The 13,029-nt window shown below is 42.5% G+C and carries 11 protein-coding genes and 1 pseudogene; 2 read left to right on the top strand and 10 right to left on the bottom strand.

Annotated features, from left to right (window positions below):
• Positions 1-51: 51 nt before the first annotated feature.
• On the top strand, positions 52-462 hold the full coding sequence (locus AB0756_RS16720) for a nuclear transport factor 2 family protein (protein WP_050045974.1): 411 nt from the start codon (positions 52-54) through the stop codon (positions 460-462).
• Positions 463-470: 8 nt separating this feature from the next.
• On the opposite strand, the gene AB0756_RS16715 is transcribed toward AB0756_RS16720, so the two are convergent.
• Positions 471-1,184 (bottom strand): SDR family oxidoreductase, encoded by a 714-nt coding sequence (locus tag AB0756_RS16715; protein ID WP_038086143.1) that lies wholly within the window; start codon positions 1,182-1,184, stop codon positions 471-473.
• 99 nt (positions 1,185-1,283) lie between these two features.
• On the opposite strand from AB0756_RS16715, the gene AB0756_RS16710 reads away from it, so the two are divergent.
• Positions 1,284-2,186 (top strand): LysR family transcriptional regulator, encoded by a 903-nt coding sequence (locus AB0756_RS16710; RefSeq protein ID WP_038086133.1) that lies wholly within the window; start codon positions 1,284-1,286, stop codon positions 2,184-2,186.
• A 15-nt stretch (positions 2,187-2,201) separates the two neighbouring features.
• On the opposite strand, the gene AB0756_RS16705 is transcribed toward AB0756_RS16710, so the two are convergent.
• From AB0756_RS16705 to AB0756_RS16665, 9 genes and pseudogenes are all read right to left on the bottom strand, one after another.
• On the bottom strand, positions 2,202-4,415 hold the full coding sequence (locus AB0756_RS16705) for a GAF domain-containing sensor histidine kinase (protein WP_038086131.1): 2,214 nt from the start codon (positions 4,413-4,415) through the stop codon (positions 2,202-2,204).
• A 26-nt stretch (positions 4,416-4,441) separates the two neighbouring features.
• Positions 4,442-5,740 (bottom strand): annotated as a pseudogene (locus AB0756_RS16700) (GAF domain-containing protein); the annotation flags it as partial.
• 896 nt (positions 5,741-6,636) lie between these two features.
• Entirely contained in the window at positions 6,637-7,812 is a 1,176-nt protein-coding gene (locus tag AB0756_RS16695) for a TRC40/GET3/ArsA family transport-energizing ATPase (RefSeq protein ID WP_038086127.1), read from the bottom strand.
• Between the two features lie 80 nt (positions 7,813-7,892).
• Positions 7,893-8,294 (bottom strand): DUF2358 domain-containing protein, encoded by a 402-nt coding sequence (locus tag AB0756_RS16690; RefSeq protein ID WP_038086125.1) that lies wholly within the window; start codon positions 8,292-8,294, stop codon positions 7,893-7,895.
• A 24-nt stretch (positions 8,295-8,318) separates the two neighbouring features.
• Positions 8,319-8,891: a hypothetical protein gene (locus tag AB0756_RS16685; RefSeq protein WP_038086123.1), complete on the bottom strand. Its 573-nt coding sequence runs from the start codon at positions 8,889-8,891 to the stop codon at positions 8,319-8,321.
• Between the two features lie 287 nt (positions 8,892-9,178).
• Positions 9,179-9,502: a type II toxin-antitoxin system VapC family toxin gene (locus tag AB0756_RS16680; protein ID WP_237265903.1), complete on the bottom strand. Its 324-nt coding sequence runs from the start codon at positions 9,500-9,502 to the stop codon at positions 9,179-9,181.
• Complete coding sequence (locus tag AB0756_RS16675; protein ID WP_050045975.1) at positions 9,499-9,849, bottom strand: hypothetical protein; 351 nt, start codon at positions 9,847-9,849, stop codon at positions 9,499-9,501. Before AB0756_RS16675 ends, AB0756_RS16680 begins: the two co-directional genes overlap by 4 nt.
• 91 nt (positions 9,850-9,940) lie before the next feature.
• Positions 9,941-10,879, bottom strand: a complete 939-nt coding sequence (locus tag AB0756_RS16670; protein ID WP_038086120.1) for a phosphodiester glycosidase family protein — start codon at positions 10,877-10,879, stop codon at positions 9,941-9,943.
• Positions 10,880-11,223: 344 nt separating this feature from the next.
• Positions 11,224-12,477, bottom strand: coding sequence for a DUF4912 domain-containing protein (locus tag AB0756_RS16665; RefSeq protein WP_038086118.1), 1,254 nt, complete (start codon positions 12,475-12,477; stop codon positions 11,224-11,226).
• Positions 12,478-13,029 lie beyond the last annotated feature (552 nt).

Below are 13,029 nucleotides of genomic sequence, written 5' to 3'. Positions count from 1 at the left end.
AATTAAACAAGACCAAAGCCTTTGGGCATAACCAGAGAACGAGCAACCACCATGAACAACCTCGAAATTGTTAAACGCCTCTATACCGCCTTTGCAGAGCGGGATACAAACACCATCCTCGAACTGTTTGACCCCAAAATTGAGTGGATACAAAATGAGGGTTTTCCACAGGGCGGTAAGCATATTGGTTCTGACGCAGTTATCAACGATGTCTTTGCCAAATTCCGGAAAGATTGGGAGATTTGGCAAGCTGTCGTTGACGAATGGCTTTCTGCTGGAGATACAATTATTGCTTTAGGTGAGTATCGCGGCATTCATAAGTCAACGGGCAAATCGATGACTGCTGCATTCGCTCATGTTTATAAGCTTAAAAATAGTCGGATTGTTAGATTCCAGCAGTACACTGATACACTGAAAATTGCCGAAGCCATGCAGCCAGAGCCAAACCAGCCTGCTAGTTAATTTAACAATTAAATTGCTGCAGAACGAGCCTCATCGACTTTAAGAGTTGTACCTGTGATGAATTTGGCGTCCTCTGAAATGAGAAAAGCAACGGTTTTAGCAAGTTCTATGTAAGATAGCGGACGACCCCACATCAAGTCGGATGGCACATTCCAACCTACTAACTCTTCCATGCTGTCTGCCACAAAAAAAGGAGCCACTGAGTTCATGCGAATTTTATCGACTCTATAACGCTTGGCGTATAGTTTGGTGAATCCTTCCATTGCAGTCCGGAGTGTCCCACTGAAAGGCGTTCCCAATTCTGGTTCTTGTGAATCACAAGCTGAGATATTGACGATCGCGCCTCCGCCCTGTTGGCGCATTGGTTCTGTCACCAATCTAGCAATACGGACAACACTTAAAAACAGCATTTCAAAATTTTCCGTCCACATTCTATCAGAGATATCGAGCAAATCAGGACGAGGAGGATCGCCGAAACTATTGACGACCGCATCGATCCGCCCAAATCGATCCAGCGTAGTTTGAACCAATCGCTCTAAATCTTGAAGGTTGGATATTGAACCTTGAACGGCAATTCCACTTAACTCTTGCGCTAAATCTAAAACACTTTCGCTTCGCGCCATCAATGAAACTATATAGCCCCGAGCAGCCAATTCTCGAGCACAACCTGCTCCAATTCCACGACTCGCCGCCGTAACGATCGCAACCTTTTTTGAATTCATCTTCTCACCTCGATTCATTGACTTAAAATCAGATTAGCCTTTGCCATTTAAGAAGAGAAGACTCTTATTTGGCAAAACATTTATGCCAAATAAGAACAAATGCTGACGATTTTGAATCAACTTGCTGAACTGATTGCTTTTGTTAAAAGCGTAGAGTTCAATAGTTTTAGTGCAGCGGCGCGATCGCTAGGTACAACCCCTTCTGCTATTAGCAAGCGTGTCGCGAAGTTAGAAAACCGTTTGGGAGTATGCCTCCTGCAACGAACAACTCGCTCCCTTCGTTTGACTCCTGAAGGCTTAGGCTACTACGAGCGCATTTCTCGACTGTTGCGAGAACTCGAAGAAGCGAATGATTCCGTTGTCTCAGGCGGTAAGCCATGCGGTAAGCTTACCATCAGTACATCACTTGACTTTGGACAATGGTTGTTAGTGCGGTCGATTCCAGAATTTTTAGCCCAATATCCGGAAATTCAGATTGATTTGCGACTGAGCGATCGCTTCGTCGATCTCGTTGTTGAGGGAATCGATATAGCAATTCGGTTGGGAGATCTCAAAGACTCCAGTTTGATTTACAGGTATTTGGGACAGACCCGATTTGTGCTTTGTGCTTCGCCCGCCTATCTAAAGGCTTACGGAACCCCAACCACACCGCAGGATTTAGCGCATCACAATTGTCTGCAATATGTATTTGATGGACAGCCCGTTTCTTGGGACTTCCTTATCGACAAAACGTGGCAAACTATTTCCGTGAGTGGCACATTCAATTCTGATAACGGTGGTGCATTGAAAAATGCGGCGATTGCAGGGTTGGGAATCACTCGGTTATTGAGTTTTCAGGTACAAGAAGAAGTTCAACAACAGCAATTAGAGTTACTCTTTCCAGAGCAATTTTTCCCAGGCTTAGTAGTCCAAGCAGTGTTCACTCATCAACGCAATCTATCCCCACGAGTCCGGGCTTTCCTGGAATATTTAACATCCTACTGCACTAAAGTTTTAACGTGAGTTCGATTTCTGCCTTCATGTACTAGAAATCTTTTGCTTCATCGGAATTTCAATCCAAAACTCAGTTCCCGAACCGACTTGAGAGTTGCATTTAAAAATTCCACTGTGTTTATCTACAATAATTTGGTAACTAATTGACAACCCCAAACCAGTCCCTTTACCGATTGGCTTGGTTGTAAAAAATGGGTCAAAAACTCTTTGGAGCAAATCCTGGGACATTCCCGGACCGTTGTCAGAAATGCGAATCACAACACTGGGAATACAACCGTCTATTTGACCTACAGATGTTGCGATCGCAATACTACCCTTTGGCGCTTCTGTTACAGACGCCGCATATTGATCCAAAGCATCAATAGCATTGCTGATAACATTCATAAAAACTTGATTGAGTTGTCCTGCATAGCACTCAACCAATGGTAGATCGCCATACTCTTTGATAATATCAATCCCAGGGCTGTCAGGTCTGGGTTTTAACCGATAGTGTAAAATCAGCAGTGTACTGTCAATTCCCTCGTGAATATCAACAAGTTTCATCTCAGCGTGGTCCAGTCTGGAAAAATTTCTTAACGAGAGAACAATTTGACGGATGCGATCGGTTCCTATCCTAATAGAAGAAAGTATCTTGGGCAAATCCTCTATAATAAAATCAAATTCCAGTGCTTCTGCTTGCTCGATAATCTCAAGGTGGGGGTTTGGATAATGTCGCTGGTAAAGTTCCAACATTGTTAGCAAATCTTCAGTGTACTCACTAATATGGGTAATGTTCCCATAAATAAAGTTGACGGGATTGTTAATTTCGTGAGCAACACCTGCAACCAGCTGACCGAGTGAAGACATTTTCTCAGTTTGAATCAGTTGAGTCTGGGCTTGCTGTAGTTCGTGCAGTGCATTTTGTAATTTGGCGGTACGCTCTTTAACTTGATTTTCTAAATTTGCATTGAGAGTATTAACTTGTTGGTAAATCTCACGCTGCTGAATTGCTAAGGTAAACTGCTTTCCCAAAGCTTGAGCTAATTCAAGTTCTTCTGGAGTCCATTCACGAGGCTGTGCTTTTCTGTATTCGCGCCAAACTTCAAATGACAAGCGCGGATACAATTGTCTTTCGTCGCGATCGAACCGTCCAGCCCAGAGAGTTTCTGTATCAACTTCGTCTCTAAAAATACTTAAATATCCTAGTAATTGCTGGCGGTATTGGAGGGGTAGCATCAAGATACTGCGAATCTTCGTAGGTCGGAAAGCAACTTGTAAATTTCGCAACTTTGGTGTTTTATAAATATCTGGAATAGCCCATATGTCGCAGTCTCCAGACCCATCGTAGTGTTCCTGCCAAACGCTATATTGCTCCATCAACTGATATCTGGCAATTTCCGGGACTAGGGGTTGTTGACCAATAGTATAAATTTTAATAAATTGCTCGCCTGCTTCCAAACATTCTGCCAAACTTCTCACCGTGTTGTTTTTAGCATCAAAAGCTTGATTCCTGATGCAAAGTCTGCCACCAGACCCTCCAAATGCTGTCACGGCTGCTTCTAAAGCTGGCTGCAACTCAACTACAGGCATTGAGTGTAATAAAGTGGCAACACGGTTGACAATAGCTTCTCGTTGTGATTTTTGATGTGCCTGGGTCAGTATGTTACTTTGCGCGATCGCGACTGCTAACTGATCTACAACTCTCTGTACTGCTTCAACATCATCTTCATCAAACACCCGAGAGCCTGAGTCATGAGACACCAACAATCCCCAAAGTTGCTCTTGATGGAAAATAGGAGTGATTAAAGAGGACGTCACTCCCATTGCAGTCAAGTATTCTAAATGGCAAGGATCGATCGGTCTGTATTGTATATTTTCCGAGTCGGTCTCTACTGATTCCAAATTACGTAATGGGCTGTGACCTATTTGCCGACTTGCAACATGAGCTACAGAACGCACTCGCGCCTTAATAAAATTTTCTCGCGCATGAAGGGGAATATCATCCGCAGGAAAATTCAGCCCCAGCAACGACGGAAGACAATATTTATGAATTGCTTCAGCAATCACTTGACCGCTATTATCAGGATGAAATTTGTAAATCAGTACGCGGTCAATACCCAACAAAGAACGTACTTCTGCGACTGTTGTTGTCAAAATTTCTTCTAAAGAAAGTGTTCGCCGAATATTGTTGACAATCCGGCGTAACAAATTTTCTTGTTCTAAACGAAGCTGTAGATCGTGTTTGGCTCTAGGAGACATTGCGTTTAGCCAAATAAATTCTGAAATAAGTTGGCATTAAAGGCTTGCACCTGTCGGTAAATTTCGTATTGCTGAATAAACAGAGCAAATTGCTTACCGATGGCTTGAGCCAGTTCAATGTCTTCAACAGTCCATTCACAAGCTTGCGCCTTTTTAGATTCTCGCCACACTTCAAATGACAAACGGGGATACAATTGCCGTTGATCGGGGTCAAACTGACCAGCCCACAGAGTTTCGGTATCAATTTCGTCTCGGAAAACACTTAGATAGCCGAGCAACTGCTGTCGGTGTTGCAAGGGTATCATCATGATGCTGCGAATTTTAGTGGGTTGGAACGCCATTTGCAGATTTCGCAATTCAGGTGTTTGATAGATGTCTGTAATCCCCCAAACATCAGAGTTACTGAATTTGTAACGCTCTTGCCAGACACTGTATTGTTCCATATGTTGGTATTTTGCCACTTCTGGCATCACGGGTTGCCAACCACAGGTGTAAAGCTCAATGGAAGGGTTCTCTTCATTCAAACATTCTGCCAAACTTTTCACCGTATCATTTTGCAAGCTAAAAGCGTGATGTCTGATACACAGCCGACCGCCAGTCCCAGAAAATGCCTCAACAGTTTCCTTTAAGGCTGATTGGAATTCAATGTTGGGCATTGAATGCAGTAGGGTTGTTATGCGATCGAGGACTGCTTCTCTTTGCGCTCTTGCTTGGGCTTTGGCAAGAATATGACTTTGTGCGATCGCAACAGATAACTGATCTACCACCATCTGCACGGCTTCAATTTCTGACTCAGGTACCAAACGCGGTTCTGAGTGATGGGAAGCTAACAGTCCCCAGAGTTCTTCTTGATGAAAAATTGGCATGACCAGAGAAGACTTCACCCCCATTGCCGTTAAGTACTCCACATGGCAAGGATCGACAGGGCGGTATGTTATGTCCCCTGGTGTAGCTTCTCCGGTGACTAGATTACGCAAAGGGCTTTGACCTATTTGTCGCGTGTCAACATTCACAACAGAACGCGATCGTGCTTTCATAAACATTTTCCGAGCATGAAGCGGAATGTCATCTGCAGGAAAATTTAATCCCAGCAGCGATGGTAAACGATTGTTATCTATAGATTCTGCAATCACTTGACCGCTACCATCACTGTGGAATTTATAAAGCATGACCCGATCTGTTCTCAATAAAGAACGGATTTCCTCTGCTGTTGCTCTTAAAATATCGTTTAAATCTAAAGTTTGATGAATGCTGTTGATAATACGTCTTAGCAAATGTTCTTGCTCTATACGCAATTGTAAATCTTGTTCAATGCTTAAAGTCATAGCTTCTTCTCAATTAAAGTTGAATCAAATAATAGAGAAATAAATTTCAAAAGATAGTTATTTATCTAAAAATATTGTGAATTTTAATTGTGCTGTTTGTCTTCAGTAAAAATACTGGCAAAATTTTGTAAAATAATTTTATAGTTTTTTATACTTTAGTTATCAATCGATGGGTGAGTCCCTCAACCAAAATCCAGGCTGAGAATAGGCACTGCTCACCCTACTTTTATATACTTAAGTAATACTAATTCTCTTTATTAATTAATAGCAAAACATTGAGATCCCCTTAAATTACCCTTTTAAAGGGAGAATTTGAGGATTTCCACTGCATAAAACAGGTAAAATAAGGGTAATTTAGAGCTTCTCACTTCTTTAAAAAACGTGAGTTCGATGAAGTCAAAAACAGACCCTACCCCAAACCCCTCTCCTGTAAGGCTACGGTGGTGTACAGATCTCTAAAAAAGAGATGAAACATCGTGAAAAGGCAGAATTGCAATTAAGTTCCCCCCTTTTTTAAGGGGGGTTAGGGGGGATCGAAACCGCTTTTAATGCACTTTATAAGACTTGTGTACACCACCCTAGCTCCTGTGAGGAGATGGGCTTCAAAAGTACTCTCGGAACGTTCCTCCTCCCTCTTTTTCCAAAAAAGGGAGGATGGTAGGGTGAGGTTTGTCGAACTTACGTTAAAAAAGTCAGAAAAAAAGTAATTTTTGAGAATTTAAACCTTAAAAAGGCTGAAATAAGGGTAATATTAAGGATGAACCTCTTAAATAGAGGCACGGGGAGGCTCGTCTGTTGCCAAAATTTGGAAAAGTGGTATGAGAAAACCAAAATCTAGAAACCCGGTTTCTCCAATAAACCAGGTTTCTAAAGCAGAAAATTTTATATAAGAATCATCAAGCAGCAAAACGGATTTTGAGATAATCTTCTTCCATTTTCGCGCCAGCCGGTTGCAGTGCAGCCAAAGATTGGGGTAACACTAAATTGCGGCGATGATTGCCAATTGTAATGTTGAGTTCATCACCAGATTTACTTAATTGAATTTGATTTTTAGGAATTCCGGGTAAATACAATTCCAAACTGTATTGATTGTTTTCTTGAACAACTTTGATTGTTGTCTCTTGATAATACACTTGAGTAGGGTCTTCATCGGTGTAAAGCGTGTTTTTCAGACGTTCCAAAGCATCTAAGCCACACATCTCTTCAGAGAAAAGAGGTACTTCCTTGACAGGTAGTGGATGGAAATTGTCATGAATTTCCTGACGGTACTGCTTTTGATTGTCTTTCCAACGCTGGAAAAAGGGATCTTGCACCTCTTCTGGAATGATACGGTTGGCGACGACTAAGTCAGTGGCAACATTGTACAAGCTGAGATAAGCATGAGCGCGAAGAGACTCTTTAATCACCATCTTTTCCGGATTGGTAACAAGGCGTACTGACGTTTGAGTGTTATCAGTCAGAACTTTTTCCAGCGCTTCAATTTGTTGATAAAACTCATAAGGTGCGTCCATCACCTCTTTATCTGGTAATGAGAAACCAGCGATAGGTTTAAAAATCGGTTCAACAAGAGGTCGAAGCGCCACTGAAATATTTTGAAATGGTTTGTAAAAGCGACGCATATACCACCCACTTACTTCTGGTAAGCTTAACAGGCGCAATGCAGTACCAGTGGGAGCGGAATCAATAATCAGAACGTCAAACTCACCTTCATCATAATGACGCTTCATCCTCACCAAGCCAAAAATCTCATCCATCCCTGGTAAAACAGCCAATTCTTCTGCTTGTACGCCGTCTAAACCCCGTGCTTGCAGGACTTGAGTGATGTAGCGTTTTACGGAACCCCAATTTGTCTCTAACTCCAGCAGCGCATCCAGTTCTGCACCCCACAAATTGGGGCGGATTTGTTTTGGTGCGTGTCCCAGTTCTAGGTCAAAACTGTCTGCTAGTGAGTGTGCGGGATCTGTACTCAAAACTAATGTGCGATAACCCAGTTCTGCACAACGGAGTCCAGTGGCTGCAGCGACTGAGGTTTTTCCCACTCCTCCTTTACCTGTCATTAGAATTACGCGCATTGATAGTTTTGTCCTAGCTGAGAAATGTTTACACTTATTTACATTATGCTTTTAACTGTGACCAGCTGACCACCCGATCGCTAATTGGTCAGCTGGTCAGGCGATCGCGTAAGAAAATGCTGTTTCAATACATCCAGACGGGAACAGTTCCAATAATCAACGTGGGAAGCAATCAAACCTTGACGATTGAGACCCAACTCACTCCAGCCAGAAATAGCAATGCGAGGTTTCCAGGGAAGGGGCGTGTTCCAGCTGAGCGTCCACTCTGTTTTGATTGTGTTTTCTACAGGATAAATGGCGTGCAAGTCCATTTTTATATTTAAAAACCAAGTCTCCATGAATTTAATCATTTGCTTGTATCGCTCAATACCGTGAAATTTATTCATAGGGTCTTGAAAATAAACGTCCTGAGCGTAAATTTCGTATGTTTGATTCACTGGAAATCTCTGATAGTCCTGTTGAAGAATTTGAATAATGTCCATTAGTTGGTGGTTGGTTGTTAGTTGTTACTGGTCACCTATTTCAGTCCAAAGTCTTTCTAACTGATACCGCCATACGGCAAGAATTTCCTCTCGCGCCTGGGTGGTTTGGTTTATCTCTCCCATCAATCCTTCTGCATAGAAGCGATCGAGGTTTTGCATGGTGGCTTCTAAAGATTGTCCTTGCTGTTTTGCTGCTTGGATAATTTGTCGGATGCGCCTTTCTATCAGCCGATTGAAGACGTTGTTCAAACCGTTTTGGTGCAAAGAAATGAGTCGAGCGATCGCATCCCGAAGATCTTCAGCAGTTAAACTACCAGAACTGTGCTGAAAGACTCCCCAAACGACACCTTGTTGTAAGGCATAGCGAACTTGTTGGGTATCATCGAAATTTGCTTCCAAAAATTGTTCTAAAAAAGGTTGGGCTTCTGAAGCAGGCATAATAGGCAATAACACCCGCAACCAACTTTCATCATCTGAAAGCATCACGAGAAGACGAAAATTTGCTGTTTCGACTTGCCAGGAACCGGGTGCAAGAGCACCGACAGTTTCAGTACCAAATAATTCCGCAAGCGTATCCGCAATTTCTGAAGGTATCATATGTTTATTTTATCTTCAGTTCCTAGCCTAACGCTTTCCGCTCGCTTCTACCCACGACACAATTCATCAGACTGACATTGGGAAAGTAGCTCTGGCTGTAAATTTAGCAACACTAATTTAGCGTAAGTTTGACCGTGCGATTTGGCGATCGCTCGCCTCCATATCACTCAATTTCTTGCCACCTACGAGCATCTACAAATTGAGACAAATGATTTACGTTAGTTGTAGCGATTACTACTATCTCATCATTTGCTTCTATCAGTTTAGCTTGCGCCGCCAAAATGACATCACCATCGAGCGCCTTCGGATCTGCTGTCTTGAATTCCCCTGCGTCTTGCTTCAGCCCAAAACTTAGCAGCTTGAAGCATTGTTGCTGTATCTATCGGCACGTATTCAAGCCGCATTTTAAATTCATTAAGCCTTCGGATACCAGCCAGCTTATTTGCCCTTAGTAATTCACGTCTCACTTCATAGTCTACAATCTCGGGCATAATTAATCTGTAACCTTTAGACCACAAGGATTCTACCCAAGCTCCGCATTCTATTGTTAGCTCTGATGGCTTGGGATTAGTTAACATCCCTAACGGTCCAGAATCTAATACAACTATCATTTTTGTGGAAAAAGTGGTCGATTTGAAAGACGATCTTCATCTAATGCTTTTTGCAGATACTCAAAAGTCTCTCGCTGCTCTTCTTCATCTCCTTCTTCTACCCATTTGCGATGCCATTCAATTAAAGCTTGGTTAATCTGGCGTTGTTCTTCTTGAGTTCTTTTGGGTAATACGTAAGCAGGTTGATAGACCAAAGCCTCCTCCCTCTGCTTCCCATTATCTTCAATTAACTCAGCTATTTCCTGTAGCAAGCTAGCTTTCATGGCACTTAGCCGTTCATCAATCGTTGAAGCCAGTAAGGCTTTTAGCTCGTCAGTTGTCAAATCTGATATTCGTTGCTCTGTCATTCCATATACCTTTCTTTTATTTACCATCATTATTTTATGATTTTAGCCGATCCTTTACATAGGTAGAGCTAAAGCCTACAAAACAAAGCTCTTATTTCTGAAAATTTCTGTATATCAAAAATACTGAACCAATTGGTCCTAAGTTCTCTACATATATTTTGTTGTTGTAGTATAAACCGGGAGACATACCCCCATCAAATAACATTCCTTCTTGAATTTTTCCCAAGCAATTGTTGCGAGCAATTCCTTCAAGCACATCGTCAAACATATCAGGCAAAAGTTCTTGATTGCTTTGCGACAATTCAATTTCTGAATTGGCTTTAGCATCATTTACTAACAAAATGACATAACCGCGATCGCTTACAGCCACCATAGAGCGATTTGTAGCCTGTTTGCAAGCAAGTTCTCCCAAGTCTTTACAAATATCTTTAAATTTGCCGTTACGATAAAATCTACCATTACCTCCAACCAAGTTGTAATTCAGAACACTATTCGTTCTCCTTCCTACCCCAATAGTAGCCTGACGTTGACTTGGGTTCCCTCCTGAAATTCCAAAGGAAGAACGTTTATTTTTAAACGCTCCTGAATACTCAACTCCACGAGAAATATTTAAACCTTGAGGTTTGTCATCAGTACCTATGTAGTCAGCGTTAATTGCTACGATTGGTTTTTTCCCGTTTAATTTTGAGTTTTCATCAGCAATGATTTCACGGAAGACTTTTGGTATATAATCTCGACGGAGATTTCCTTTACTATCTTTGGCATATAAGTTATGTGATAGACCAACATTGACTTTAAAGTCTAGTTCTTTGGCTTGAGGATTAAAAATAATAACGTGATTTATTCCTTTCTCATATTTTTTGCCTTGATTATTAGTTTTGAAAAAACTTATGCTAAAACTTTTATCTTGACCAATACAAGTTGTGGCTGCTTTTGAGGAAGATTGATTGAATATTTGACAACCATATAACAGAATAATTGGTATGAGAAATATCAAAACTTGCTTGACTAATTTTGTGTCATGGAGCATAAAAAAATGGTATATATTTAGCCATACATTCTATAGTACCGGCTGCGGGAGCGTCCCAATTTGGAAAAAACACGTAGGTTGGGGAGCTACTCGCGTGCGGAGGGTTTCCCCCCAACCCCACTTCGTGGGGACCCCTAAGCCCCCCGTTGAGCGATGTGGCGTTTGAGGACCGAAACCCAACATTTACAGGTATTTGTTGAGTTTGTCCAAGGTACAAAAATTCGAGAGCCCTTGCAGTATTGCATTGGGATGCGCTCTAAAAGAATTCATTCAATCTGTCCTAAAAAGTTGCTCCGGAGGGAAACTCTCCGGAGCAACTTTTTGCAAAATCTAAAACCCCAAAATTAAGAGAGCCATTCTAAAACAGCTTCTTCCTTAGTATTGGTATTGCGAGATGGAGTTTCACGATTAAACTTCATGTGAATTGAGCGTGTTTGCTCGCCATCAGCAGCAACAGCCATAATTGGATAGTCGATCAAACCATCTTGGAAGGACATCTGGAAGCGGAAAGTACCATCTGGATTCAGTTTGATTGGACGACCGCCAATTGTTACAGTAGCATCGGGTTCGGTTGCACCGTAAACAATCAACTCGGCGTCAGCAATTAACCAGAACTTGCGCGGGCGCATGGGTACATCACCAGAGAAGCCAGCACCAGATGCAAACATACCGATACCAGATTCTGTCAAGCCGGACACAGTAGGAACTGCCCACATACCGACTCCAGATGGGAAGACGTAGGAACTGATGGCTTGCTGTGGAACCATAGATCCGGGAACGTGCTGCATGGAACCAAACACAGAACCTGCAACCCGCAATGCTTCCGCAGACTCTGCCAAACCAAAGATTTGGTCGTAAATTGCGTTGCCATTTGTGGTAGCAGTACCAGCCGCAGCAACTTTTTTAGCAGGAGGAACAAGTTCGTAAAGGGTTTGACCGCGTAAATCTTCCTCAAAGTTAACAGTGATGAAGACATCCTCAATCCAATCAGAAGGATACACGGGAGGAACGTGGACAGGTGCAGAACGAGCTAGGACCAACCAACGACCATCAGCACAACGATAACCGATGTCAATGACGTAGTCGCGATCGCTTACAGGAACGGGAAGATACCATTCCCTTGCCAGTTCATCACAAGGATACTCTTGGATGCTGTGAGGGCTTTGATATTCCAAACTGATATCAGTGACATCGTAGATCCGCAAAGCGAGTTGTTGTCCCCCTTGGCGACGCAGTTCTTCTTTGTGGTCGTTGGGAACATCCCAGTAAGTGTAAGCCCACTGAGGATCGCGAGGCATGAGAACAATACGGCTGTCTCCATAACCTGCAGGCAAATCCGCGAGTCCTTCATCAACATCAGAAAGAGTTCCACCAGTACGATCTACCTGACCTAACTCAAATTTAGCTGCTTCCACGGTTTCCTGTGCCTCCAGTGAACGAGATTGGCTGAGAGAAACTTTACTGCGCTGGACTTCTTGAATAGCTGCCAGCAATTGCGATTTCCGCATTCTGCTATATCGGGAGATGGCATACTCGCTAGCTACTCTGCGTAGCTGCCTCAATGTCATCTCTTCTAGCGGTGGGCGTTCTTTTGCCATGATTTTGGCCTCCAGTCGTTTGAAAGGTTCTTAATATCCCCTGGTTAATACGTGGCTGTATTATGCCATCAACATCCAGATGAACTTCTTAATTCCTGACTCCTGGTTTTGCCGAGTTTTCTAACTTTACTTAGTGTTTTTTTAAATTGCAGGTCAAAAATTTTTTCCCAGATAAACCACACTTGATATGTGGCAAGGAAAGCACGACGGAGAAGTTTTATCCTTCTTTTCCCTAGTGTTAAAACTGTCACCTTTTCTCCTAACGAGAATTCAGTGCAATTTACCAAAACCTTAGGGTGTTACTTTCCACTCTGACGCTGGTCTAAACCTGAATTAATAGCCCGGATCTGTCAGCGCAGAATGCACAGATATGTTGTGGCATATTTCTATACCTTTCAAACACGATCTTGCAAAGAGATGAGCTTGCCAGATTTAGGATTTCACTTAGCCCCCGACCTCAGTCGTAAGGTTCTCGACCAGGGTTCAAAGACTCCCTTTAAATTCCCTGTTATGCCAATGTTGCAGCACATTTTTCTTTGGGAGTAGAGGAGC

It is taken from the genome of Tolypothrix campylonemoides VB511288_2, assembly GCF_045999855.1.
Classification (GTDB): domain Bacteria; phylum Cyanobacteriota; class Cyanobacteriia; order Cyanobacteriales; family Nostocaceae; genus Scytonema; species Scytonema bouteillei_A.
The sequence above is the reverse complement of the archived record's forward strand: the minus strand, read 5'-3'. Positions and strand labels throughout refer to the sequence as shown.

What these genes read in the sequence shown, in the direction of transcription:
- AB0756_RS16720 (WP_050045974.1), top strand. Translation starts at nt 52, where the DNA reads ATGAACAACCTCGAAATTGTTAAACGCCTCTATACCGCCTTTGCAGAG.
- AB0756_RS16715 (WP_038086143.1), bottom strand. Translation starts at nt 1,184, where the DNA reads ATGAATTCAAAAAAGGTTGCGATCGTTACGGCGGCGAGTCGTGGAATT.
- AB0756_RS16710 (WP_038086133.1), top strand. Translation starts at nt 1,284, where the DNA reads ATGCTGACGATTTTGAATCAACTTGCTGAACTGATTGCTTTTGTTAAA.
- AB0756_RS16705 (WP_038086131.1), bottom strand. Translation starts at nt 4,415, where the DNA reads ATGTCTCCTAGAGCCAAACACGATCTACAGCTTCGTTTAGAACAAGAA.
- AB0756_RS16695 (WP_038086127.1), bottom strand. Translation starts at nt 7,812, where the DNA reads ATGCGCGTAATTCTAATGACAGGTAAAGGAGGAGTGGGAAAAACCTCA.
- AB0756_RS16690 (WP_038086125.1), bottom strand. Translation starts at nt 8,294, where the DNA reads ATGGACATTATTCAAATTCTTCAACAGGACTATCAGAGATTTCCAGTG.
- AB0756_RS16685 (WP_038086123.1), bottom strand. Translation starts at nt 8,891, where the DNA reads ATGATACCTTCAGAAATTGCGGATACGCTTGCGGAATTATTTGGTACT.
- AB0756_RS16680 (WP_237265903.1), bottom strand. Translation starts at nt 9,502, where the DNA reads ATGATAGTTGTATTAGATTCTGGACCGTTAGGGATGTTAACTAATCCC.
- AB0756_RS16675 (WP_050045975.1), bottom strand. Translation starts at nt 9,849, where the DNA reads ATGACAGAGCAACGAATATCAGATTTGACAACTGACGAGCTAAAAGCC.
- AB0756_RS16670 (WP_038086120.1), bottom strand. Translation starts at nt 10,879, where the DNA reads ATGCTCCATGACACAAAATTAGTCAAGCAAGTTTTGATATTTCTCATA.
- AB0756_RS16665 (WP_038086118.1), bottom strand. Translation starts at nt 12,477, where the DNA reads ATGGCAAAAGAACGCCCACCGCTAGAAGAGATGACATTGAGGCAGCTA.